Below are 24,893 nucleotides of genomic sequence, written 5' to 3' on the forward strand. Positions count from 1 at the left end.
CCCATTTTTTGGCTATGAAAAAATTACCCTATTTACTTGCTTTGGTAACGGCTTGCCTGTGTACCTTGGTTTCTTGTACCGAAGAACAAAACTTTAATCAGATCGAAGATTTAAGTCTTACCCCGACTTTGTCCACAGGTATTTTTTATCTGGAATCGGACGAAGCTTCTATAAATCAAGCAGGTCCTTTTAATTCGTTTTATTTTCAGGAAGTAAATTTTGATGCTTTTAATGAAGAGTACGTCTCGGAACGTTTGTTGGAAGGGACAATTCTTTACGAATTGGAAAATACAACAAGCAAACAACTACGGGTTACCATCGATTTTTTAAGTGAAGATGGTCAGGTTTTGGACACAGAAGTTTTTAACGTCCCGGCCAATACAACAGATATAATAACCAGAGATGTGTATTACGGACCGGGAGGAAAAAGTTTGGATGTTCTTATCAATACTTCGGGTTTACGGATATCCGGTAATAATTTAAGTGATAGTACTAGTGTATCTTCCAACGAGGATCCAAAGGTTATTTTACGTTCTGGGGCGGAATTTGAATTTGAGCTGCTATGAGAATGGTATGCAAGATTTTTTCAGCCGTTGTTTTTTGTTGTGCAACTACTTTTGCCCAAAACAAGCAGTTGTTGTACGACTTTTATGAGATTCCCCAATCTTTAATGATAAACCCAGGGGCAAAGACCTCACAAAAATGGCATGTAGGAGTTCCGGTAATATCGGGCATATCGGTTCAGGGAGCTAGCAGTGGGGTAACCGTAAACGATCTTTTTGCCAATGACGGTGTTGATTTCACTACAAAGGTTCAAGAGCGATTGCTTGATGTAATGGGCAATAGGGACGATTTTGGTTCAACAAGCCAGATAGAGGGGTTTACCATTGGTTTTCGAGGAAAAAACAGGCCGGACGATTATTATTCCTTTGGAATGTACGGGGAAATGGATGTTATCTCTTATTGGCCCAAAGATCTAGCTATATTGGCCTTTGAAGGCAATGGAGGCACAAATATTGGCCGAAGTTTTGATCTGGGTGATTTAAACGTTCGAGGAGAAATGGTCAATGTTTTTCATTTTGGTATCAACAGAAAAGTGAACTCCGATCTTACCATGGGAATCAGGGGCAAGCTCTATTCGAGTATTTTTCAGTTTCAATCCATAAAAAACTCAGGGTCGTTTGTAACCACCCAAGGAACCAACAATATTTTTGAAAGTGCCATTAACGCCGACATGCAGCTTCAAACGGCCGGTGTAAAAGGGTTTTATGATATTGTGGACGAAGATTCTGGAACAACAAGAAAAGATGTGGAGCGGTTGTTTTCCAAACGTGTTTTATTGGGGGGCAATCTTGGTCTCGGACTGGATTTTGGGTTTAGTCACCAACTAAATCAACAGACGACCATCACTGGCAGCATATTGGATTTAGGATTTATTTATAACGCCAAAGATGTTTGGAACTATACCTTTAGCGGAAGTACCGTTACCGATGGCATTTCGGTCATTCTTCCGGATGATATAAACAATCTGGACAATGATTTATGGCAAGACCTGATCGATGAGATAGACGAAGCATTGCCACATGGGGAAAACCAGGAAGCATATATTTCATGGAGGCCTGTAAAACTGTACGGATCTATCCGTTACGATTTTGGAGAAGGGGGAAACCCACTGTCCGATAATTGTGGGTGTGCCGTAAATCCCGGAGGAGGAGTAAATCGGGATTATTACAGGAACAGCTTGGGCGGACAATTGTTCATGATCAAAAGACCCAAAGGTATTCAACCGGCGTTAACGGGTTTTTACCAGAGAAGGTTCGGAAGGGCGATTACCTTAAAAGCAACATATACGATGGACAAATATTCCTATACAAATGTTGGACTGGGCACTAGTCTTCAAATGGGGCCGGTAAATTTTTATGTCTTGGCGGACAATCTGCTCAGTTATTCCAATATGGCCGACAGTCACTATGCTTCTTTACAGTTCGGATTTAATATTATATCTTGGAACGATAATTGAGTATACCATCTATATGAAAACAAAAGTATTGTACATATTGCTATTTGCAATGGGGGTGAGCGGAGCTGTAAATGCTCAACTGAACAACTATAAATATATTATTGTTCCCAAGAAATTTGAAGCCTACAAAACAGTAAACAAGTACCAGACCAGTACGTTGGTCAAATATTATTTTGAGCAAAACGGGTTCAATGCCGTATATGATGACGCTCTGCCTTCGGACTTGGCAAATGAAAGATGTTTAGGTCTGGTGGCCGATATCGAAGATAGCTCTTCCTTGTTTGCAACAAAATTGAATATTACCTTAAAAGATTGCAATAATGTTGAAGTATTCCGGTCTATGGAGGGCAAGAGTAGAATCAAAGAATTCAATGAATCCTACAAGGATGCTATCCAAAAAGCCTTCGTTTCCTTTTCTGGGATGAATTATAGCTATGTTCCAAAAACAAAAGTGAAGGTGCAGGACGAAGCTCCGGTAACCATAAGTTTTAAGGACGATGTTAAAACCGTGGAAGAAGAGCCGGCAAAGTATGTAGTTGAGCAAAAATCCACAATGGATGAGCAAGTTTATAAGGCCATAGAGCCAAAGTCAAGTAATATCACCAGGGCAGTAGTGGAGAAAACAGAACTTCCGGACCCATCTAATGTTTTGTATGCACAGGCCATAGGAAATGGGTATCAGCTAGTGGACAGTAGTCCTAAAGTGGTGCTAAAACTGGAAGAAACATCCATGGACAATGTTTTTATGACCAGTTATAACGGAAACAACGCATTGGTTTTTAAGAAAAATGATAAATGGATATTGGAGTATTCAGATAATGGGGAGAAAATCCAAAAAGAATTGAACATCAAGTTTTAATAATCATATTTGTTCTTCCACCTTTTCTTTAAAAAATCCTTCATGGCATTTTCCCTGGGATTATTGCCAGGCTTATAAAAGGTAGTGCCTTTTATTTCATCTGGTAGAAATTCAAAATCCACAAAGTTGTTTTCGTGGTTATGGGCATAGTCATAACCCTTGCCATAGCCAAGGTCTTTCATTAATTTGGTGGGGGCATTGCGAATGGCCATGGGCACGGATAGGTCACCGGTTTTGCGAACCGTTTGTTGTGCTTCGTTGATGGCCATATAGCTGGCATTACTTTTGGCCGAACTTGCCAAGTAAACAGCACATTGTCCTAAAATAAGTCTCGCTTCTGGGTAACCAATGGTTGTAACGGACTGGAAGGTGGTATTGGCAAGTACCAAGGCGGTCGGATTGGCGTTTCCTATATCCTCCGATGCTAGTATTACCATTCTACGGGCAATAAATTTAACGTCCTCCCCACCTTCGATCATTCGGGCCAACCAATATACGGCGGCATTTGGGTCGCTCCCACGAATACTTTTAATAAATGCCGAAATTATATCGTAATGCTGTTCACCGGTCTTGTCGTAAAGCACGGTGTTTTTTTGCACTTTGTTTTGCACTAATTCGTTGGTGATGACTATTTTGTCGCTGGCTTCGGAATTTATGATCAATTCAAAAATGTTCAGCAATTTTCTGCCATCACCTCCCGACAATCGTAGGAGGGCTTCGGTTTCCTTTAGGATTATTTCTTTTTTGGCAAGTTGAGCATCAGTTTTTATGGCACGTTCCAACAAGGCGATAAGGTCGTCCTTGCCAAATGGGTTCAATACGTAAACCTGGCACCGTGATAAAAGTGCAGGAATTACTTCAAAGCTTGGGTTTTCCGTGGTCGCACCAATCAAAGTGACCCAGCCTTTTTCAACCGCTCCAAGCAACGAATCTTGTTGCGATTTGCTAAACCGATGGATTTCATCAATAAAAAGAATCGGATTTTTAGACGTAAAAAGTCCACCGCTCTGTTTGGCTTTGTCTATAACTTCCCTAACATCCTTAACACCGCTACTGATAGCGCTCAATGTGTAAAATGGCCTTTGGCTTTCTGTTGCAATAATATTGGCCAAGGTGGTTTTTCCCGTTCCGGGAGGTCCCCAAAAAATCAAAGAAGGAATAACGCCGTTTTTTATCTGGTTGATCAATGCTCCTTGCTTGCCCACCAAATGCTGTTGACTTATATAATCTTCTAACGTTTTAGGACGTATGCGTTCTGCCAAAGGTTCGTTCATGGCGTAAAAATAAAATATTTTTGATGGTCTTTCATCAATGGATTTTATGGTATGCCTGACAATTTGTATAATTTTAGGATTGTGGCGGGATGTTTGATTTTGTGGTAATATGAGTGCGGATACATTTAAATTTTCAAATTCGGTGGTTTTTGTGCCCTTGTTTGCCGTTCTGGCCATTTGGGTGGTTTTTTGGGTCGAGGTCAAATTCGGCGTCAACCTTAACGAGTATGGGGTATACCCCCGTAGGCTATCCGGGTTAAAGGGTGTAGTGTTCAGTCCTTTTATCCATGGGTCCATTACGCATTTGTACAACAATACCATTCCGTTGGCGGTCTTAACGGCTTTCTTGTTTTATTTTTATAATAGTGCCGCACTACGGGTATTGCTTTTGGGGACGCTTGTCTCGGGTATTCTCACGTGGGCGATTGCTAGACCATCGTACCATATTGGTGCAAGCGGGGTAATCTATTTATTGGCCAGTTTTATCTTTTTTAAGGGCATTTTGGCCAAAAATTATCGTTTGGTTGCACTTTCTTTAGTGGTTGTTTTTATCTATGGCAGTATGATCTGGTATATTTTCCCGGTAAAGGATGGTATTTCGTGGGAAGGGCACTTGGCAGGTTTTGTAACGGGATTGTTTTTTGCCTTTTTTACCAAAGTACCTGTTCCCGAAGTTCGAAAGTACGATTGGGAAAAGGACGATTACAACGAGAAGGACGACCCATTTTTACAACATTTTGATGAAAACGGCAATTTTATAGCATCATCTGAGGAAGATGAACCTGTCCAAAAAGTGGAAATCAAATACCACTACAAAGAGTCCGATAAGGATTGATGCTTACGTATTTCGCTGCCTTACTACTTCGTAAAGGAAAACGCCACAGGCAACAGACACATTTAGTGAGCCAATTTTGCCCATTAAAGGTAGTTTTGCCCTATGGTCCAATATGTTGAGAGTGGAAGGGGAGATACCTTTTTCCTCTGAGCCCATAATTATGGCCGTAGGTTGGTTAAAATCCAAACTATAGATCTCATGTTCCGCTTTTTCCGTGGCTCCGGTGACAACAACCCCCGAGGACTGTAGGTAAAAAATAGCGTCCTTTAAGTGATCTACTTTGGCAATGGGAATGTTAAAAGCAGCCCCGGCAGATGTTTTAATCGCATTCTCGTTCAGAGGGGCGGACCCGGAGGTAGGTACTATGATCGCATGAACACCGGTACATTCTGCAGTACGTATTATTGCTCCAAAATTGCGTACATCGGTTACTTGATCCAATAATAGGAAGAGCGGTAATTTTTCGGTTGCCATTACGGCTTCTGCAACAGATTCAAAATCTTGGAATGCTATTTGGGAAATTTTGGCCACGGCTCCCTGGTGATTGCCATGTGCCAATTTGTCCAATTTTTGAAGAGGGACATAAGAATGACTTATTTTGCTTCTTCTTATGTCCTCCTCCAATTGTGTAAAAAGATCACCCTGTAATCCTTTTTGTAGATAAACTTTGTTTATTGGGGTTCCGGAATGAATCGCTTCTTGGATCGCCCGTATGCCGTAAATGGTGTGGTCAGATTTCAATAGTGATCGATCAGATTTAATAAAGATTGTTAAAAAGTATCAAAAGACCTTGGTCCGTATCTAAATCGATGTCTTTTTTTCTGAAGCTTTTTGCATCAAATCCTGCAATATTATCCTCTAAAAACTTAAAAAGTTTGTTCTTTTTAGTGGGTAGTTTTACAATTTTATCCGATCCTTCCATTTGCACATAATATCCAATAAATGGTGTAAATCTACTGGGTATAGGGTTTACCATGGAATTTTCAGCTTCTTTGCCTTCAAAAAACTTAACATCGTATTGTTTGTACAAAGATGCCTTTTCTCCGGCAGATAAAAGAATAAGATAGCCATTTTGTACCTCTCCTTTTTTATCGAAGAATTGGTTGTAGATATACTTTTTGCCGCTATTGGAGATGATATAGATATCGTTACTCTTTATAAGTGCCTGATAGTCTTCTTCTTCCAACTGGGTCTTTTTTACTTCCAATTCATCGGAAAAGGCATTGTACCTAAAATAAACGTCGTCCAAAAGTTCGTCTTTACTGTAAACTTTTCCATTGGTGAATTTTTCGTTTTCGTAAGCGGAACCTTCTTGGGCGCCTATATAGAAAGACTGTGTTGTACCATTGTTTTTTACATCCCGCATTAGCTGGTCCATTGCAGGTGTTCTTCTCTGAAAATAATTGGCCAATGGGCTTCCTTCTACTTGCGCGTTGCCAAGTGCGGCACGAACCGATGCATCGTTAGTGTCCAAAACCTGCCCAAAAGCAAGACAGGTTGTGCTTAAAAAAAGAATAAGTACTATAGGTTTCATAAGGTGTCTATTTTTTGAAAAAACAGTTTTAAGTCGTTCTCGTCGTTTAAATCGGTTTTTTCGGTTTTTAAGATTTCGTTTATTGTTTTTCTTTGATCCGGTGTAAATAGTTTCAAAAATTTTCCTTTACGGGTATCGACCTCATCGATTCGGTTTACCCCTTTCTTTTGGAAATAATATTCTGAAAAATGGGTAAATCTGCTCGGTGTACTTTGTACCATGGAATTTACGGCTGACCTTCCTTCGGTGAACTTTACGGATAGTTTGTGGTAGAGCTTGTATTTATCACCTTCCCAAATGGTTGCCAAGTAGCCGTTTTTAGTTTCTTTTTTCCTGTTGATAAAGGTGGAGAACTTCATCATTTTGCTACCATAGAGCACTTCTATTTTTTTGTCCGGTAAAAAAGATTTTAACGGTTTGTCCCCTTGGGCACTTTCCTTTATTTCGAACTCGTTGTTGAACGCATTGTAGCGAACCATAAATTCGCCTGTAAATTCACCATCATAAAAAACTTTGCTTCGGACAAAGTTTTTGGTGTAGTACGGAGAGCCCAAAATATTGGAGTTTTCATTAAAGGAACTTTTCTTGTTTCTTAGCTCCATCATTACCAGGTTCAATTGGGGACTTCCTCCTCTTGCTGCGTCGAACATTCCCTGTTCGGTGGTGGGAGCGGAGGACAGTTGTGCAAATCCGTTAAAAGTTAATGCGATAAATACGGTAAAAATTGAATATTTCATTAATTAGGGTTTAGTATGTCATTCGATATAAGTTCGTTCTCTGTATAGCTGTAGGTTCTCCAATAGAAACCGTCACCTGAAAATTTCCAGACCACTTCTTTATCCCGTGTAACTTCCCAGACACCGAAATCTCCTTCGGTAATCAGAATATTGCCATTGGGCAGTGTAACTGCACCGGATACTTTCGGGGAAAACAATTCTGGGTCCGTAAAACTCCAGAGGATTGAGGGTTCATTGAATTCGTTATTTTGGTTTTTAAAGGTTTCGGGTATTTCAATCTCAAAAACAGTAGATTGAAGCTGGTCGGAGCCGTTTCCAAAAACAAACATTGTATTGTCTTCGATAAGATTGGGATGGTGGTTGTTGTTAAACATCCTTTTGGATTCAAAATCTCCATAGGCCTCCGGGTTTCCAAATCGATAGATCAGGTCACCTCCCATATTATAATTTCCACCTTCGTGCGAGGAGGCTTCCTCTGTAGTGGTGCTATGATCGATTGCCCAAATTTCGTGATAAAAGTTAACACTGAGGTAGATAATATCGTTGGTGGCGTCGTATTCAATGCCGTTTGCGTGGCTTACATCTCCATTTTCGAGTTGATTGTAGTTGATGTCTATTAAATGCGGATTTTCTGAAATACTACCATAATACGGTAGATTTTCGTCGTAATCCTGAACAAGATGGTCCCACATGTGCCATTCCCATACGATTTCGTTGTTGGTTGGGTCGACTTCAATTATGGCATCTGGATAAATATCAATTTCTTGTTTGTACCCGATTGCTAACGCATTGGAAGCTGATAATTTTTCCCATACCATAAGTAGCACGTTTCCGTTGGGCATTCGTTCGGCATCGTGGTGTAGAATATAATCTTCGGATGAATATGTGAACTGCCATTCCACATTGCCCTCTTTGTCCAAAAGTTCTATTTTGCCACCTTGCCCACCTAGCGCTATCAAAGTTTCCTCGGATTCGAGCATGGCCAGCAGTTTGCCGTTGCTCTCTATAAAACAATCGTTGCCCAGATTACCGTTATTAATGTTCCAATCGAATATGATTTCCCCTTTTTTGTTCATTAAATAGACCAAATTGTTTCCTGCATCATTGATCAATACAGGATTTTGATCTATAAGATCGGAGTTTAATATTTCTACTTCACCGGCCTTTTCATAAGTAGGTGCATTGCCATTGTCCTGATCGGGGTCATCGTTATTGTCCGGTCCATCGTCCGTATTGTCTTGCTGTTCCTCATCAGGTAATACATCCTCGGTGGTTGAATTATTATCACAAGAATAAATTAAAAGAAAGAGGAGTAAAGTATAAATGAGTTTGTTAGGTTTCATGCTACAATATAAGAAAAAGACAAAGGCCACCGATTAAAGTGACCTTTGAAGTAATTAGGAACTATATTCAAAAAAATTATTCACAAACTTTTAGTTCTATAGGATATTCTATTGGTCCTTGGCCATTGGTGCGAGGGAACGATCCCACGGCTGCTTTTTTACCATTAGGGTCTAGAATGGTGAAAGTGTTTTCATCGTCCCATTCCAAACTGGTATAGACCACGGTCAAAGAAGTGGCGCCTTCCGGTACTGTGAATTCACCTGTGGCTTCGGAACCTGTTTCGACCCTGAAAGGAGATCCAGGAACTTCCTCGCCGTCCAAAGTAACGGTCAGGAATCCACCGTTCCATCCGTCCCCGTAGCTATCGGCCATGTTGATAATGTAGTCACCGGCATATGGACCATCGGCATTCAATTGAACGCACTGAGAAGTCGATATGCTAAAGAAGTACTCGGTATCATTCTCATCGGTGGTAACAATTCTACCGTCCGTAGTAATTATCTCGTATCTTAGTTTAATATCGTCACCTACAGCAAGATCGGATAGTTCCAAGTCCTCACCTAAAAGTTCTTCGATAGTATAAGAGATGTCCAGAGTTCTAGCCCCATCTACCAAATCAAGGTCTGCAATGGCATAAGTTTCGAAAAGTGCCTCTTCTTCAGAAAGATTTACATTGTCGTCACCAATGGTCAAGTCCCTGAAAGTCCTGTAAATATTCAATGTTTCTAAAAGGCTTCCTTCACTGGCATCATCAATGCTGATGGATGCTTCATAATCTTCGACTACAGCACCTTCGGATAGATCTATTTCGTCGCTTGTGGTTACTTCATAATCGAAAGCAATACCATCATCGATCAATAGGGAATACAGGAAAGGTGAGCTAAAGAACGAGCCTCCTGTTACCGTTACGGCAGCATCACTGGCTTTAAAAGACCTACCATCGGTGAAGAATAGTTCAAGATTCATAATGATTCTATCTCCAGGTAGAACTTCGGTCAATGGAATGTTCAAAGTGGTCAAAGCCTCTTCCATGGTGAATGAAAAGCTGGTGCTTGGCAATCCTCTGTCACCTACTGTAAAAGCAGATGCCGGAATAGTGCTATAGGCAACACCGGATACACTGACATCGTTGTCGTCCTTGTTGTTGTCCACATAGTCAACGGTAAGGTCAACACGGTCGATAAGTTCGCCTTCGGTTTCGTCTTGTTCTTCAACCGTAACAGAAAAAGAGTTTTCCGTCCTGAACATATCAAATGCTTCATCTTCGTCATCTGGAACTGTTTCCAGGGTTCTTAATACGGCTCCGGAGGTGTAGGTTTCCAAAACCTGATCCACTACTTTTTCGTCGGTATCACAAGAGAAATTGAGCGCGAGTAGGGAAATACAAATTAGATATAAACTGATTTTTTTCATCGTTATTTTTTTTAGTTAGCAGGTGGAAATGCTGGAGATGCAGGGTTTGTATCCCAGAATACTTGGCTCGCAACACCTGATTTCTGTACTATAAACTGATTGTTACTAGCAGCATTTGCAGGATAGAAGAAAGATCGGATGAATGCTCCTGGATCTGGCTCTATGTTTGGCTCAAGGTTATCAGGGAATCCTGTTCTTCTATAAAAGTTATAGGCATCATGGCCGTTTCCTTTTAATGCAGTAAAGAATTGTTCCGCTAATACGTTCCATTTGTCGGTTCCCTCTGCTTCATCGAAAGCAGCTCCTCTGTTCAAAACAAAGTCGTTGATCTCGAGTGCGGTTGGGCCAACAGAAAGGTCGGCATCTGGGTCTAAGCTACCAAAGGTTTGAACCTTGGCAATAGATTTTTCGATACCGGAAATCATAAACGGTCTTGCTGCCTCTGGGCTTGTTGCCATGGCCAACTCAGCTCTCCAAAAGTCAACCGTAGAGGCCAAAAGCATTGGTGTTACACCTGCCCCTTGTCCACCTGTAACTAATGAAATTTCAGAGAACGAACTGTCATCATACTTACCTGCTTGTGGGTAAACACCAGGAGAAGTCCTTAAAAGACCATCTGGTGGAATACCTTCATCGTTACCGTGATTTCTTCCCCAGTAGCCATTAGGCAAAGAACAGTATGGGTATCCTCCATTTACATAATGTGCAGGAGCACTTGTAAGGGAACATGCCAAGGTTTCTTCGTTAGGGGCTACACCTGGAGCACCAGGTACAGTTTCGCTCTGACGATAGAAGTAATATCTGATCCTAGGGTCACCTGTGGTATCCATCATATCCATCAACCAAATGGAAGCATAGTCGCCACCACCTTCGTTGGAGTAGTTTTGCGAATAGTTTGGATGCCTTGTATCTGGTTGTACCTGGTTGGCGCCCCACTGGAATTGTAGGTCATCTTCTGTACTTTGAATGTAATTTCCACTACTGATTATTGAGTTGAATGCAGCTGTGTTGCCTAGATTTAGGTGTAACCTTAATTTTAAAGTGTTACAGGCCTTGATCCATTGGCTGGCATCCCCGTCATAAAAGAAATCGTATTGAGGCAATGCAGATGGTGTCGCATTGAAGCTAGAAATGGCTTGGTCTACCAAGGCCAATGCAGCTGCATAAATATCTGCTCCGCCATCAACTTGTGGATTAAGGATCTCTGGAGCTGCGATGGCCTCTGTATAAGGTACATCTCCAAAATAATCCACCAAAAGGGTAATTGTGTAAGCCTCTATGAATTGGCCCATTCCAATATGGTAGGTCAATTCAGCTTCTTCGGCCAGAACATTCATGTCGCGAATGTTCTTTATTACCTCTTGATACGCTCTTTCCCAAGCCGTATCGAAAGATGATGGAGAATAGTTGTTCTGGTAATTTCTACCATTCATATTCTCTATTCTTGTCACCTCTGCGCCATTCTCGCCAAGTTCCTCCACTACACGAGCAAAAGTTTCTTGAAGGGCGTTCAAATAGAAATCAGGATTCGCCTGACTCGGGGTGAGTTGATTAGGGTTTTCACTAATGTCCAATTCTACTGTCTCACACGAGAAGAGCAATGTGGCGGTCATTAGAGCAAAACCAAAGTATTTTGTTATTTTTTTCATGATTCAATTTTTTTCTAATTAAAATGATGCTTTAACGCTCAAACCGTATCTTCTAGAACTAGGTCCATTTAGGTAATCAAAACCAGCACCGTTACCAACACCTACACCCGCAACGTTTGGATCAAAGTTTGTTCCATCGGGCATGTTGATGGCTTTATACCATAGGTTCTGTCCTGATACTGTGAAGCTCAAGCTTCCGAAAGGAGTTTTGTCCAAAAATTTACTTGGCAGGGCATAAGTTAATCCCAACTCCTGAAGTCTGATGGTCGAAGCATCGTAAATACCTAATTCATCCGGTCCAAATAGAACGTTGTTGAAGTAGAACGTTGAGTTGTTGATCTGTCTGGTGTTAGGAGTGCCGTCCGCTAATACACCCGGAAGGATGAACGTGTTCAAACGATCTTCTGTATCCGTGGTCAGACCTCTACCCAAAAGGGTTGAAACAGTACGACTGTATATGTCCCCGCCGTGGGTGTAGTTTACCAAGAAATTCAAAGAGAAATTTTTAAATCTCAATGTGTTTGCCACGTTAAATTGCCAGTCCGGGTTTGGATTGCCAATTACAAAAGTACCTTCCTCAACTACATAATCACCAGCAGAATTTACCAAATACTCTCCGCTTTCGGTTCTGCCGATCCTACTACCAACGATTACACCTAATTGTTCTCCTACGATGGCTGCATTACCCAAGTTACTGAACCCGGCATATACAACAATATCGGTATCAAGACCAAGGTCGGTAACTTCGGAGTCGTAAGTTGTCCAGTTGGCATTGATGTTCCAGTTGAACCCATCGCCATCGTTACGGAAGATATCCGCTCCCAAGTCAATTTCCCAACCATCGGATTTGATCTCACCAATGTTTGTTTGTGTGGAAGTATAACCTGTAGATGGATCAAGTGGTCTATCGATGATCAAATCTTCGGTTGTTCTACTGTAGTAAGATACATCCAGCGTTAAACGGCTGTTAAAGAACCTTGATTCCATACCTACTTCGATCTCAGATAAAAGCTCGGGCTTCAAATTTGGGTTACCCAAAAGATTTGCACTTGTGTTGCCCACTACATCAACACCAGATCCATCTTGGAATGACTGGGTGTTCAGGTTTAGCGTGGACGCCACTGGATATCCTGTCGGGAAGTTTGCCGAAGTTCCGTAACCAGCTCTAAGTTTAAGGTAATTAACTCCTCCTGGTGTTTGTAACCCTGGGAATATTTTGGTAGGGATCACAGAAAGACTCGCGGATGGATAGAATATAGAACGATTTTCTCTTGCTAGGTTGGATACCCAATCGTTCCTTCCTGCCAAGGTTAAGTACACCATTCTGTCATAATCGAAATCCAACTGGCCATATGCACCTGCAATATTCCTCTCTTGGAAGAACTGAATCTCATCTTGAAGTGCAAAGTTGAAGTGTCTAAGAACGCCAAATACCTGCTGACCTGTACTGCCTACACCGTTCTGGTCAAAAACCTCTCTTCTGGTAGTCGCACCGGTGTTAAAGCTAAATCCTACTTTTTCGGATAGCTCATATTGACCTGTAAGTATAAGGTTGTGGTCGTGGATGGTATTGGTGTTGTTCCATGTGTCCAACACACCACTTTGAGTGGCAACACTACCACCTACACCACCTTTGTTCTGGTAGTTGGTGTTGTTCTCGCTATAGTTGTCCAAACCGAATCTATAAGTAAGATTCAAATTGTCGTTTATGTTATAGGACAAGGCTGCATTACCAAAAACACGGTTGGTAACCTGTTGGTTTTTGGAGTTCTTAACTGTCCACAATGGGTGTTGTATACTATTGTTTTGACGATAGTAAACGCTGGAACCATCAATTGGGTTCTCGAAAGGCAATCCTTGGATATCTACACTTCGGGGAGTGTAGAACAAGTTTGCGAATATGGAAGAACCTGTACCGAATACACTGTTACCTGTACTTGCAGCAACAGGAGGTGTCTCAAAATCCGTTTTGGCATAGTTCAATGTTCCGGAAACTGTGAACTTGTTGGATAATTCTGCTCTACCTCCCAAACCTATTGTATGTCTTTTAAGCTGGTTTCCAGGGGTAAAACCTTGATCGTCCAGATGTCCAAAGTTAGCGTTGTAGGATACTTTTCCGTCGGACGAAGCTCCTCGAACGTTAACAGAGTTAGTTTGAACTACCCCGGTTCTAAAGAATTTTTCAACGCTATCATAAGGTTTCCAATCGTAACGAGCGCCTTGAAATTCTGGAAAGGCTGCTTGGATTGCAGATGTAGAAGTTGAATAAGGGTGAGCCAATGTTCCATTGTCATCAATTGAGGGTTGAGCTCCCCATCCAGCGATTCCGCCTCTATCAAAACTTGGTCCCCAGTTACTAAAGAACCATCCAAAGTTTTGGTCGAATCCGTTACCGTACTGATCTTGGTAATCCGGCAACGAAGCAATCTCGTTGAAGAAAATAGAGCTGGAAACGGTAATCTCATTTTTCTTGGCCGCAGTTCCAGCAGCACCGTTTTTAGTGGTAATCAAGATTACCCCATTACGCCCTGCCGTACCATATAATGTTGCTGCAGCAAGACCTTTAAGTACGTTTACACTTTCAATGTTGTTCGGGTCCAAATCCAAGAAACGGCTGGAACCATTGTTACCATCCACGAAATCACCTTGTTCGTTGGTTCCGCTATCGAAAGGTACACCATCAACAATGAACAATGGCTGGTTACTTCCACTAAATGTGCTTAAACCACGAATAATAATACTTGTACCAGATCCTGAAAGACCACTTTGGGAAGTAATGTTTACCCCGGAGGCCTTACCTGTTAGAATACGTCCGACATCACCCTCGGCACGCTGCTCCAATTGCTCGTTTCCTACTTCGGAAACCGCATAACCTAGAGCCTGCTTTTCTTTCTTGATACCTTGTGCGGTAACAATAACTTCCTCGAGCGCTTGAGTGTCCGCCTCCATCTGAACGTTTATTACGCTGGATGCGCCAACAGTTCTGGTTGCGGGTCTCTGGCCAATGTAGGTAAAGAGAAGTGTTTGGCCTTCACTTGCGCTGATGGCATAGTTCCCATCAAAATCCGTTTGGGTACCCGTGGAGGTCCCTTCAACGACAATGTTGACCCCAGGCAGCGGGAGGCCATCGCCATCCGTAACTGTACCTGTAATCGTCTTGTCCTGCGCATAGGATATATGCACAACAAACGCCAATAATAGCGTTAACAATCCATTAAGTTTTGTTCTCATTGTTAAATTATTTGAATTAGCTGATCGCTAAAATCTTAATTTCATGTTAATAATCCAAAATAATTTTATAAAATATTTAAGAATATGGATTTAATTTAGATAACAATAAAATCATTGAGTATGATTAATAGATGTATAAAAATCAAGTCAAATGATTATATAATGCATAATAAACATGGTTTAACATAAAAAAGGGGTGGTATATTTAAATCAACTGTATTTTGATTGGATTGAAGTAAAATCAAAAATAATGTTAATAAAAAATGTTATAGAAATGTTAACATAAATAGATTTGAAATTTATGGTATACCTTAATATATATAAGTGGTAAAAAAACAAATGAAAACACTTTGTTTGGTGGTGATATTTTGCTGTTGTGGTACCGTATTGACTCTATAGGTTTAATGGGCACACAACTTTTTTCTGTTAAGATGAAAATTAAATCGGTATGGATTTGAATTATTGGGAATTATCATTACATTTGCAGCCCTCAAAAAGAGGGTTATTTAGTTTTTAAAAGAAATTTAATGCCAACAATTTCACAATTAGTACGAAAAGGAAGGGCCACAATTACCAAGAAGAGTAAATCGGCTGCTTTGGATTCGTGTCCTCAAAGAAGAGGGGTTTGTACGCGTGTTTACACTACTACACCAAAAAAACCTAACTCTGCAATGCGTAAAGTTGCAAGGGTGAGGTTAACTAACGGTAAAGAGGTCAACGCATACATCCCCGGAGAAGGCCACAACCTCCAGGAGCACTCGATAGTATTGGTTAGAGGTGGGAGAGTAAAGGATTTGCCTGGTGTGCGTTATCATATCGTTAGGGGTGCGCTGGATACTGCAGGTGTTGCAGGTAGAACTCAGCGACGATCTAAGTATGGTGCAAAGCGCCCTAAAAATTAATCATTTTTAAGAAGAAGCGATGAGAAAAAAGCAGGCAAAAAAGAGACCGTTATTGCCAGATCCAAAATTTAACGATCAACTTGTTACGCGTTTTGTTAACATGATGATGTGGGATGGTAAGAAATCAATTGCATTTAAAATATTTTATGATGCCATTGAGATAGTCGATGAAAAGAATACGGACGAGGAAAAAACAGGATTGGAGCTTTGGAAAGATGCTCTTTCCAATGTAATGCCGCACGTTGAGGTTAGAAGTAGAAGAGTGGGTGGTGCTACATTTCAGATTCCAATGCAAATTCGTCCAGATAGAAAAATCTCAACTGCTATGAAGTGGTTGATCAGTTTTTCCAGAAAACGTAATGAAAAATCTATGGCCCAAAAATTAGCGGCCGAGATTTTGGCAGCGGCCAAAGAAGAAGGTGCTGCAGTGAAAAAGAGAGTAGATACACACAAAATGGCCGAGGCCAATAAAGCATTCTCGCACTTTAGATTCTAATCAATACAATGGGAAGAGATTTAAAATATACAAGGAACATAGGTATTGCGGCACACATTGACGCGGGTAAGACGACGACTACGGAGCGTATTCTTTTCTATACAGGTGTGAGTCACAAAATCGGAGAGGTGCACGATGGTGCAGCTACCATGGACTGGATGGAGCAAGAGCAGGAGCGGGGTATTACCATTACTTCTGCAGCTACGACTTGTACTTGGAAGTTTCCAATGGAGAATGCGCAGACTTTGCCGGATACAAAAGATTATCACTTTAATATTATAGATACTCCCGGACACGTGGACTTTACCGTTGAGGTGAACCGTTCTTTGCGTGTGTTGGATGGTTTGGTTTTCTTGTTCAGTGCTGTTGATGGTGTTGAGCCTCAGTCGGAAACCAACTGGAGATTGGCCGATAACTACAAGGTGCCCCGTATTGGATTCGTAAACAAAATGGATCGTCAAGGTTCCAACTTTTTGAACGTGTGCAAGCAGGTTCGAGAAATGTTGGGTTCGAATGCTGTACCAATTGTATTGCCAATTGGCGAGGAAGCGGATTTTAAAGGTATCGTGGATTTGGCCAAGAACAGAGCTGTTGTTTGGCACGAGGATAACTTCGGTTCTACCTTTGATGTAGTTGATATTCCAGCAGAAATGCAGGAAGAGGTAAGAGAGTATAGAGCTGCCCTTATTGAGGCTGTTGCGGAGTATGATGAGGAGTTGATGGAGAAATTCTTCGAAGATGAGGATTCTATCACAGAGGAGGAAGTGCATGCTGCATTGCGTGCCGCTGTAATGGATAGGGCTATCATTCCTATGGTTTGTGGTTCTTCGTTTAAAAACAAAGGTGTTCAGTTCTTGTTGGATGCTGTTTGTCGTTACTTGCCATCGCCATTGGACAAGGATGATATCGTTGGTGTAAATCCGGATACAGGTAAAGAAGTTACAAGAAAGCCGGATCCAAAAGAGCCTTTTGCTGCGCTTGCATTTAAAATTGCTACCGATCCTTTTGTTGGTCGTTTGGCATTCTTTAGAGCGTATTCAGGTCGTTTGGATGCAGGTTCTTATATATTGAACAACCGTTCAGGTAAAAAAGAGCGTATTTCCCGTATTTACCAAATGCACTCCAATAAACAAAACTCGATCGATTATATCGAAGCAGGGGACATTGGTGCAGCTGTTGGTTTCAAAGATATTAAGACAGGAGATACCATGTCGGCCGAGAATGCTCCGATAGTATTGGAGAGTATGGATTTCCCTGATCCCGTAATCGGTATCGCGGTGGAGCCAAAAACAAAGGCTGATGTTGATAAATTGGGTATGGCTTTGGCTAAATTGGCCGAAGAAGATCCAACATTCCAGGTAAAAACAGATGAGGCTTCAGGTCAGACCATTATTTCTGGAATGGGCGAGCTTCACTTGGATATTATTTGCGACCGTCTTAAACGTGAGTTCAAGGTGGATGTGAACCAGGGTCAACCTCAAGTAGAGTACAAAGAGGCTATTACTGGAACTGCCGATCATAGGGAAACATATAAGAAACAAACAGGTGGTCGTGGTAAATTTGCGGATATCGTATTTACTATGGAACCTGCCGAGGAAGGAAAATCCGGACTTGAGTTTGTGAACGAAATTAAAGGTGGTAACATTCCTAAGGAATTTGTGCCATCGGTTGAAAAAGGATTCAAAGAGGCTATGAAAAATGGTCCTTTGGCCGGTTTCGAAATGGATTCTATGAAAATTACCCTTAAAGATGGTTCGTTCCACCCGGTGGATTCTGATCAGCTTTCTTTTGAATTGGCTGCCAAATTGGGTTATAAGGAGGCTGCTAAGAAAGCAAAAGCGGTAATAATGGAGCCAATCATGAAATTGGAGGTGTTGACACCAGAAGAGAACATGGGTGATATTGTTGGGGACTTGAACCGTAGAAGGGGTCAAGTGAACAACATGTCCGACAGGGCCGGTGCCAAGGTTATCAAAGCTGAAGTGCCACTATCCGAAATGTTCGGGTATGTAACTTCTTTGAGAACATTGTCCTCTGGTAGAGCAACATCAACAATGGAATTTTCACACTATGCCGATACCCCTTCCAATATTGCAGAGGAAGTTGTAAAAGCAGCTAAAGGAGTAACCGCTTAATTTTTCAGCAAGATGAGTCAAAAAATTAGAATAAAATTGAAATCTTACGATCACAATTTGGTGGACAAATCTGCTGAAAAGATCGTGAAGACAGTAAAAACAACAGGGGCTGTGGTGACCGGACCAATTCCATTGCCAACACGCAAGAAGATATTTACAGTTTTGCGTTCCCCTCACGTAAATAAAAAATCGAGAGAGCAGTTCCAATTAAGTTCATATAAAAGACTATTGGATATATATAGCTCTTCATCAAAAACCATCGATGCACTTATGAAGCTCGAGCTTCCAAGTGGTGTCGAGGTTGAGATCAAAGTCTGATAATGTTTCTGCCTCGAGCAGAAACGACATGTCCCGAACGACGGTTCGGGAAAAACGGAGAAAGAAAAAAAATCTGGGTCAGAACAGAATGTTTTTCTTGACCCAATTTTTTTGCCAAATAATTGGCGAGATTTTAAATAAGTAAGTAATTATTAATTAATTAAATATGTCTGGGTTAATAGGTAGAAAAATCGGTATGACCAGCATTTTCGACGAGAATGGAAAAAATATTCCATGTACCGTGCTGGAAGCTGGGCCATGCGTGGTTACCCAAGTCAGAACCGAAGAGGTGGACGGGTACAAGGCCCTTCAATTAGGTTTCGATGACAAGGCAGAAAAACGTGCTAACAAGGCCGAAACAGGTCACTACAAGAAAGCAGGTACTTCTCCTAAGAAAAAAGTCGTTGAGTTCCAAGGATTTGAAGGTGAATACAAATTAGGCGATACTGTTGGTGTCGATCTATTTGTGGAAGGTGAATTTGTGGATGTAATCGGTACATCCAAAGGAAAAGGATTCCAAGGTGTTGTAAAACGTCATGGTTTTGGAGGAGTTGGACAAGCGACACACGGTCAGCACAATAGATTGAGGGCTCCAGGTTCCATCGGTGCGGCATCTTACCCTTCTAAAGTTGTTAAAGGTCTTCGTATGGCCGGTAGAATGGGTGGTGAAAGAGTGACAGTTCAAAACTTAAGAGTATTGAAAGTGGTTCCTGAGAAAAATCTTTTGGTTGTCAAAGGATGTGTTCCAGGTCATAAGAATGCTTACGTAACAATTGAGAAGTAATGAAGGTTGCAGTATTAGATATCAACGGAAAAGAAACAGGTAGAAAGGTAGAGCTTTCTGACGATGTTTTCGCGATAGAGCCTAACGAGCACGCTATTTATTTGGATGTTAAGCAGTACTTGGCCCATCAAAGGCAAGGAACGCACAAAGCCAAGGAGAGAGCCGAAATCGCTGGTAGTACCAGAAAGATCAAAAAACAAAAAGGTACCGGTACCGCAAGGGCGGGCAGTATCAAATCACCTGTTTTTAGGGGTGGTGGTAGGATTTTTGGTCCAAGACCAAAGGATTATACCCAAAAGTTGAACAAGAACATGAAGCGATTGGCCAGAAAATCGGCCTTGAGCATGAAGTCTAAAGAGCAATCCTTGGTGGTTGTGGAAGACTTCAGTTTTGAAGCTCCAAAGACCAAGGACTTCGTTAATTTCTTGTCTTCCTTGGGAATAGAAAAGAAAAAGTCCCTTATAGTGTTGGGCGATACAAATAATAACGTATATTTGTCGTCGCGTAATTTGGAGCGCTCTGAAGTCGTAACAGGCTCAGAATTAAACACTTACAAAATAGTTAATGCAACTAGTTTGGTGTTGACCGAAAGCGCTTTGGAAGGAATTGAATCGAACCTAAAGAAATAAGAGAATCATGAGTGTGTTGATAAAACCGATAATTACGGAGAAAATGACCGCTGACAGCGAGCTTTTCAATCGCTATGGTTTCTATGTTGATCCGAAAGCCAATAAGTTGGAGATCAAGGAAGCTGTAGAAGCTACTTATGGTGTTTCTGTTGAAAAGGTAAGAACCATGATCTATGGTCCAACGCGTAAGAGTCGTTATACAAAAACCGGAATTCAGCACGGTAAGACAAATGTTAGGAAAAAGGCAATTGTTGATGTGGCTGAAGGCGATATTATTGATTTTTACAGTAATCTATAAAGACGAGAAATGTCAGTTAGAAAATTAAAACCGATAACCCCTGGGCAGCGTTTTAGAGTAGTAAACGGATTTGACGCGATTACTACTGATAAGCCGGAGAAAAGCTTGCTTGCTCCGTTAAAAAAGTCAGGTGGTAGGAACAGTCAAGGAAAAATGACCATGCGTCACAGAGGTGGTGGTCATAAGAGAAGATATCGAATCATCGATTTCAAAAGGGATAAGCAAGGTGTAGAGGCCACTGTGGTGTCTATACAATATGATCCCAACAGAACTGCGTTTATCGCCTTGGTAGAATACAAGGATGGTGAAAAAAGATATGTAGTTGCCCAAAACGGATTGCAGGTTGGTCAGACAATCATGTCTGGTACCGGATCTGCACCCGAAATAGGAAATGCACTTCCTTTGAGCGAGGTTCCTTTGGGTACTATTGTCTCTTGTATAGAGTTAAGGCCTGGTCAAGGAGCTATTATGGCTCGTAGCGCAGGTACATTTGCTCAGTTGATGGCAAAAGACGGTAAGTTTGTAACCCTTAAATTGCCTTCAGGGGAAACTAGAATGGTGTTGGCTACTTGTTTGGCTACCATCGGTGCAGTTTCCAACTCCGACCACCAATTGCTTGTATCCGGTAAAGCTGGTAGAAGCAGATGGTTGGGTAGAAGACCAAGAACCAGACCAGTAGCTATGAACCCTGTGGATCACCCAATGGGAGGTGGTGAAGGTAGAGCTTCAGGAGGTCATCCAAGATCTAAGAACGGTATTCCTGCAAAAGGATTTAGAACCCGTTCCAAGACCAAGGACACCAATAGATATATCATAGAACGTAGAAAGAAATAAAAGAAAAGTAAATGGCACGTTCGTTAAAAAAAGGACCATACGTTCATTTTAGTCTGGAGAAAAAAGTCCAGGCCAATATAGAATCAGGTAAGAAATCAGTTATCAAAACGTGGTCTAGGGCCTCTATGATAACGCCGGACTTTGTTGGGCAGACCATCGCGGTGCATAATGGGAGACAATTTGTTCCTGTATTTGTAACCGAGAACATGGTGGGTCACAAATTAGGGGAATTTTCACCTACAAGATCGTTTAGAGGTCATGCAGGGGCTAAAAACAAAGGTAAAAAGTAAGTAAGCTATGGGAGTTCGTAAAAGACAAATGGCCGAAAGGTTAAAAGAAGAAAAAAAGCAACTTGCTATTGCAAAGCTTAACAATTGCCCAACTTCTCCAAGAAAAATGCGTTTGGTCGCTGACTTGGTAAGAGGTAAGCAAATTGAGATGGCCTTGGCAACCTTAAGGTTTAACCCTAAAGAGGCATCCAGAAAATTGGAAAAGCTTTTACTTTCTGCGATTGCAAACTGGGAAGCTAAAAATGAAGGTGCCGATATCGAAGCTGCGGATCTTTATATTAAAGAGATTCGTGTAGATGGGGGAACCATGTTGAAGCGATTGAGACCAGCTCCGCAAGGTAGGGCACATAGAATTAGAAAGCGTTCCAATCATGTAACCATGATCTTGGAGGCCAATAACAACGTTCAAAGCTAGAAGAATAATATGGGACAGAAGACCAATCCAATAGGAAATCGCTTAGGAATTATCAGAGGATGGGAATCCAACTGGTACGGAGGAAATGATTACGGCGATAAACTGGCTGAAGACGATAAGATCAGAAAATACCTTTATGCGCGTTTGGCCAAAGCCAGTGTATCAAGGATTATAATTGAGAGAACCTTAAAATTGATCACGATTACCATTACCACGTCCAGACCTGGTATCATAATCGGTAAAGGAGGTCAAGAGGTAGATAAACTTAAGGAAGAGCTTAAGAAGATCACCAATAAGGAAGTTCAGATCAATATACATGAAATAAAGAGACCTGAGCTTGATGCAAATTTGGTCGCTGCCAGTGTTGCAAGACAGATCGAGAGCAGAATTTCATACAGGAGAGCCATTAAAATGGCAATCGCCGCAGCAATGCGTATGAATGCAGAAGGTATCAAGATTCAGATTTCCGGACGATTGAACGGTGCAGAAATGGCACGTTCCGAGTCCTACAAAGAAGGAAGAATTCCATTGTCTACTTTCCGTGCAGATGTGGACTACGCTTTGCACGAGGCTCATACTACCTATGGTAGATTGGGTATCAAAGTTTGGATCATGAAAGGAGAGGTGTATGGAAAAAGAGAGCTTTCCCCACTTGTAGGATTGAGCAAAAGTCAAGGAAAAGGCGGCAAGGATAACAAGAAATCCCGTCGTAGAAAGTAATTAAGATAAAGTAAGGTAAAATGTTACAGCCAAAAAGAACAAAATTTCGTAAGGCCCAGAAAGGGCGTATGAAGGGTAATTCCCAGAGAGGGCACCAACTTTCCAATGGAATGTTCGGTATCAAGTCCATGGATTCACACTTCATTACTTCCCGTCAGATAGAGGCTGCGCGTATCGCTGCGACAAGATACATGAAGAGACAAGGTCAGTTGTGGATCAAAATATTCCCGGACAAGCCCATCACCAAAAAACCTCTTGAGGTTCGTATGGGTAAAGGTAAAGGTGCTCCGGAATATTGGGTAGCCGTGGTAAAGCCGGGTAGAATCATGTTCGAGGTTGCCGGTGTACCAAAGGAGATTGCCCAGGAAGCCTTAAGGCTTGCGGCACAAAAACTTCCGGTGAAGACCAAGTTTGTTGTAGCAAGGGATTATTCCGCCTAATTTTTAATTGAGAAGAAAGATGAGACAATCAGAAATAAAAGAACTTTCAATTGAAGAGCTAAAGGAGAGATTGGCCGAGTTCAAAAAACAACACGCCGATCTTAAGATGGCCCATGCCGTTACGCCTTTGGAAAATCCTTTACAGATCAGGAAGACTAGAAGGACGGTAGCAAGACTTGCAACTGAATTAACTAAAAGGGAATTACAATAATCGGTTCTGCCTTATGGAAAACAGAAATTTAAGAAAAGAAAGAATAGGCGTTGTTACCAGCAACAAAATGGAGAAATCGATAGTGGTTTCTGAGGTAAAAAGAGTGAAGCACCCCATGTACGGGAAGTTCGTTCTGAAGACCAAAAAATATGTTGCGCACGACGAGAAGAACGATTGCAACGAAGGTGATACCGTTAAAATAATGGAAACACGACCATTGAGCAAAACAAAATGCTGGAGGTTGGTAGAAATCCTAGAAAGAGCTAAATAATTATGGTACAGCAAGAATCAAGATTAAGAGTTGCGGACAATACCGGTGCAAAGGAAGTTTTGACCATCCGCGTACTAGGAGGAACAAAAAGAAGATATGCTTCTTTGGGTGACAAAATTGTTGTTACCGTAAAAGAGGCTACTCCAAACGGTACTGTAAAAAAAGGTTCTGTTTCTACAGCAGTTGTTGTTAGAACCAAGAAAGAAGTGAGAAGGCCTGACGGTTCTTACATCCGTTTCGATGACAATGCATGTGTGTTGTTGAACCCGACAGGGGAGATGAGAGGAACTCGTGTGTTCGGTCCTGTTGCAAGAGAGTTGAGGGACAGACAATTCATGAAGATTGTTTCATTGGCGCCTGAAGTGCTATAACAGAAATATCAGAAAGATGAAGTTGAAAATAAAAACAGGGGATACGGTAAAAGTCATTGCGGGAGACCACAAAGGCAGCGAAGGTAAAGTACTTAAAGTAGACCGTGAAAAGAACAAGGCTATCGTAGAAGGCATCAACGAGGTGTCCAAGCACGAAAAGCCAAGTGCGAACAACCCTCAAGGAGGCATAACAAAAAAGGAGGCCCCTATACACATTTCCAATCTTTCCTTGATCGACCCAAAATCTGGCGAGGCAACTCGTGTTGGGTACGAAGTAAGGGACGGGAAAAAAGTAAGGTTTTCCAAAAAATCCAATGAAGTAATTTAGTCATGAGTTACATTCCAAGATTAAAGCAAGAATACAAGGAGCGCGTGATCAAGGCGCTGACCGAAGAATTTGGTTACAAAAATGTAATGCAAGTTCCCAAGTTGCAGAAAATAGTGGTTAGCCGAGGAGTAGGTGCTGCTGTTTCCGATAAAAAACTAATCGATCACGCTGTGGACGAGTTGACCAATATTACAGGTCAGAAAGCGGTTGCGACCCTATCCAAAAAGGATGTGGCTACCTTTAAATTAAGAAAAGGTATGCCTATCGGGGCCAAAGTAACCCTTAGAGGAGAACGCATGTACGAATTTTTGGATAGATTGATCACAAGTGCCCTTCCAAGGGTGCGTGATTTCTCAGGAGTTAAAGCCACAGGTTTCGACGGTAGAGGTAACTACAATTTGGGAGTTACCGAGCAAATCATCTTTCCAGAAATCAATATCGACAGAATTAACAGGATCAATGGGATGGACATCACGTTTGTGACCTCCGCTGAAACTGATAAAGAAGCAAAATCATTGTTAACCGAACTGGGAGTACCCTTTAAAAAGAACTAGA

General features: G+C 41.5%; 29 protein-coding genes. 21 read left to right on the top strand and 8 right to left on the bottom strand.

The window, feature by feature from the left end:
* Positions 1-14 precede the first annotated feature (14 nt).
* From ACXAFK_RS04775 to ACXAFK_RS04785, 3 genes are all read left to right on the top strand, one after another.
* A complete protein-coding gene (locus ACXAFK_RS04775) occupies positions 15-566 on the top strand; it encodes a hypothetical protein (RefSeq protein WP_474956985.1) in 552 nt (183 codons plus the stop codon).
* A gap of 71 nt (positions 567-637) precedes the next feature.
* Positions 638-2,020 carry a DUF5723 family protein gene (locus ACXAFK_RS04780; protein ID WP_474956986.1) on the top strand — a complete coding sequence of 461 codons (1,383 nt, stop codon included), beginning with the start codon at positions 638-640 and terminating at the stop codon, positions 2,018-2,020.
* 13 nt (positions 2,021-2,033) lie between these two features.
* Positions 2,034-2,879, top strand: a complete 846-nt coding sequence (locus ACXAFK_RS04785) for a hypothetical protein (protein ID WP_474956987.1) — start codon at positions 2,034-2,036, stop codon at positions 2,877-2,879.
* Here the strand turns inward: ACXAFK_RS04785 and ACXAFK_RS04790 are convergent.
* A complete protein-coding gene (locus ACXAFK_RS04790; RefSeq protein ID WP_474958153.1) occupies positions 2,876-4,153 on the bottom strand; it encodes a replication-associated recombination protein A in 1,278 nt (425 codons plus the stop codon). The two genes, ACXAFK_RS04785 and ACXAFK_RS04790, sit on opposite strands and share 4 nt — an antisense overlap.
* Positions 4,154-4,262: 109 nt before the next feature.
* Between ACXAFK_RS04790 and ACXAFK_RS04795 the strand changes: the two genes are divergently transcribed.
* Positions 4,263-4,988, top strand: coding sequence for a rhomboid family intramembrane serine protease (locus tag ACXAFK_RS04795; RefSeq protein WP_474956988.1), 726 nt, complete (start codon positions 4,263-4,265; stop codon positions 4,986-4,988).
* A gap of 3 nt (positions 4,989-4,991) precedes the next feature.
* Here ACXAFK_RS04795 and rlmB read toward each other — a convergent pair whose 3' ends face one another.
* From rlmB to ACXAFK_RS04830, 7 genes are all read right to left on the bottom strand, one after another.
* On the bottom strand, positions 4,992-5,729 hold the full coding sequence (rlmB, locus tag ACXAFK_RS04800; protein ID WP_224837414.1) for a 23S rRNA (guanosine(2251)-2'-O)-methyltransferase RlmB: 738 nt from the start codon (positions 5,727-5,729) through the stop codon (positions 4,992-4,994).
* Positions 5,730-5,745: 16 nt separating this feature from the next.
* Positions 5,746-6,522: a hypothetical protein gene (locus ACXAFK_RS04805; protein ID WP_224837415.1), complete on the bottom strand. Its 777-nt coding sequence runs from the start codon at positions 6,520-6,522 to the stop codon at positions 5,746-5,748.
* Complete coding sequence (locus ACXAFK_RS04810; protein ID WP_474956989.1) at positions 6,519-7,259, bottom strand: hypothetical protein; 741 nt, start codon at positions 7,257-7,259, stop codon at positions 6,519-6,521. The genes ACXAFK_RS04805 and ACXAFK_RS04810 overlap by 4 nt, the downstream gene beginning before the upstream one ends.
* Entirely contained in the window at positions 7,259-8,602 is a 1,344-nt protein-coding gene (locus ACXAFK_RS04815) for an aryl-sulfate sulfotransferase (protein ID WP_474956990.1), read from the bottom strand. The genes ACXAFK_RS04810 and ACXAFK_RS04815 overlap by 1 nt, the downstream gene beginning before the upstream one ends.
* Before the next feature lie 76 nt (positions 8,603-8,678).
* Positions 8,679-10,016: a hypothetical protein gene (locus ACXAFK_RS04820; protein WP_293293891.1), complete on the bottom strand. Its 1,338-nt coding sequence runs from the start codon at positions 10,014-10,016 to the stop codon at positions 8,679-8,681.
* Between the two features lie 11 nt (positions 10,017-10,027).
* Positions 10,028-11,665: a SusD/RagB family nutrient-binding outer membrane lipoprotein gene (locus ACXAFK_RS04825; RefSeq protein ID WP_474956991.1), complete on the bottom strand. Its 1,638-nt coding sequence runs from the start codon at positions 11,663-11,665 to the stop codon at positions 10,028-10,030.
* 18 nt (positions 11,666-11,683) lie between these two features.
* Positions 11,684-14,896: a SusC/RagA family TonB-linked outer membrane protein gene (locus ACXAFK_RS04830; RefSeq protein WP_474956992.1), complete on the bottom strand. Its 3,213-nt coding sequence runs from the start codon at positions 14,894-14,896 to the stop codon at positions 11,684-11,686.
* A 527-nt stretch (positions 14,897-15,423) separates the two neighbouring features.
* Between ACXAFK_RS04830 and rpsL the strand changes: the two genes are divergently transcribed.
* The 17 genes from rpsL (at position 15,424) to rplE (ending at position 24,892) form a co-directional block, all read left to right on the top strand.
* Positions 15,424-15,798: a 30S ribosomal protein S12 gene (gene rpsL, locus ACXAFK_RS04835; RefSeq protein WP_014032016.1), complete on the top strand. Its 375-nt coding sequence runs from the start codon at positions 15,424-15,426 to the stop codon at positions 15,796-15,798.
* Between the two features lie 19 nt (positions 15,799-15,817).
* A complete protein-coding gene (gene rpsG / locus ACXAFK_RS04840; protein ID WP_108246806.1) occupies positions 15,818-16,294 on the top strand; it encodes a 30S ribosomal protein S7 in 477 nt (158 codons plus the stop codon).
* Positions 16,295-16,302: 8 nt separating this feature from the next.
* Entirely contained in the window at positions 16,303-18,429 is a 2,127-nt protein-coding gene (gene fusA / locus ACXAFK_RS04845) for an elongation factor G (protein WP_224837421.1), read from the top strand.
* A gap of 12 nt (positions 18,430-18,441) precedes the next feature.
* Entirely contained in the window at positions 18,442-18,747 is a 306-nt protein-coding gene (rpsJ, locus tag ACXAFK_RS04850) for a 30S ribosomal protein S10 (protein ID WP_014032013.1), read from the top strand.
* Positions 18,748-18,913: 166 nt separating this feature from the next.
* On the top strand, positions 18,914-19,531 hold the full coding sequence (gene rplC, locus ACXAFK_RS04855) for a 50S ribosomal protein L3 (RefSeq protein WP_224837422.1): 618 nt from the start codon (positions 18,914-18,916) through the stop codon (positions 19,529-19,531).
* The gene (gene rplD, locus ACXAFK_RS04860; RefSeq protein WP_224837423.1) at positions 19,531-20,160 is read left to right on the top strand and encodes a 50S ribosomal protein L4; all 630 of its coding nucleotides are present in this window, start codon (positions 19,531-19,533) and stop codon (positions 20,158-20,160) included. The genes rplC and rplD overlap by 1 nt, the downstream gene beginning before the upstream one ends.
* Positions 20,161-20,167: 7 nt before the next feature.
* Positions 20,168-20,458, top strand: coding sequence for a 50S ribosomal protein L23 (rplW, locus tag ACXAFK_RS04865; RefSeq protein WP_224837424.1), 291 nt, complete (start codon positions 20,168-20,170; stop codon positions 20,456-20,458).
* Positions 20,459-20,467: 9 nt separating this feature from the next.
* Positions 20,468-21,292, top strand: a complete 825-nt coding sequence (gene rplB / locus ACXAFK_RS04870) for a 50S ribosomal protein L2 (protein WP_474956993.1) — start codon at positions 20,468-20,470, stop codon at positions 21,290-21,292.
* A gap of 11 nt (positions 21,293-21,303) precedes the next feature.
* On the top strand, positions 21,304-21,582 hold the full coding sequence (gene rpsS / locus ACXAFK_RS04875) for a 30S ribosomal protein S19 (protein WP_014032008.1): 279 nt from the start codon (positions 21,304-21,306) through the stop codon (positions 21,580-21,582).
* A gap of 7 nt (positions 21,583-21,589) precedes the next feature.
* Positions 21,590-21,997: a 50S ribosomal protein L22 gene (gene rplV / locus ACXAFK_RS04880; RefSeq protein WP_014032007.1), complete on the top strand. Its 408-nt coding sequence runs from the start codon at positions 21,590-21,592 to the stop codon at positions 21,995-21,997.
* Positions 21,998-22,006: 9 nt separating this feature from the next.
* The gene (gene rpsC / locus ACXAFK_RS04885) at positions 22,007-22,717 is read left to right on the top strand and encodes a 30S ribosomal protein S3 (protein WP_224837426.1); all 711 of its coding nucleotides are present in this window, start codon (positions 22,007-22,009) and stop codon (positions 22,715-22,717) included.
* Between the two features lie 20 nt (positions 22,718-22,737).
* Entirely contained in the window at positions 22,738-23,157 is a 420-nt protein-coding gene (gene rplP / locus ACXAFK_RS04890) for a 50S ribosomal protein L16 (RefSeq protein ID WP_224837427.1), read from the top strand.
* 19 nt (positions 23,158-23,176) lie between these two features.
* Positions 23,177-23,368, top strand: coding sequence for a 50S ribosomal protein L29 (gene rpmC, locus ACXAFK_RS04895; protein ID WP_014032004.1), 192 nt, complete (start codon positions 23,177-23,179; stop codon positions 23,366-23,368).
* 13 nt (positions 23,369-23,381) lie between these two features.
* Positions 23,382-23,639, top strand: coding sequence for a 30S ribosomal protein S17 (gene rpsQ / locus ACXAFK_RS04900; RefSeq protein WP_014032003.1), 258 nt, complete (start codon positions 23,382-23,384; stop codon positions 23,637-23,639).
* A 2-nt stretch (positions 23,640-23,641) separates the two neighbouring features.
* Complete coding sequence (gene rplN / locus ACXAFK_RS04905) at positions 23,642-24,010, top strand: 50S ribosomal protein L14 (RefSeq protein ID WP_014032002.1); 369 nt, start codon at positions 23,642-23,644, stop codon at positions 24,008-24,010.
* 16 nt (positions 24,011-24,026) lie between these two features.
* Positions 24,027-24,338, top strand: a complete 312-nt coding sequence (rplX, locus tag ACXAFK_RS04910) for a 50S ribosomal protein L24 (protein ID WP_224837428.1) — start codon at positions 24,027-24,029, stop codon at positions 24,336-24,338.
* A gap of 2 nt (positions 24,339-24,340) precedes the next feature.
* Positions 24,341-24,892: a 50S ribosomal protein L5 gene (rplE, locus tag ACXAFK_RS04915; RefSeq protein WP_108246819.1), complete on the top strand. Its 552-nt coding sequence runs from the start codon at positions 24,341-24,343 to the stop codon at positions 24,890-24,892.
* Position 24,893 lies beyond the last annotated feature (1 nt).

This window comes from Flagellimonas sp. ABD4_174 (genome assembly GCF_056160185.1).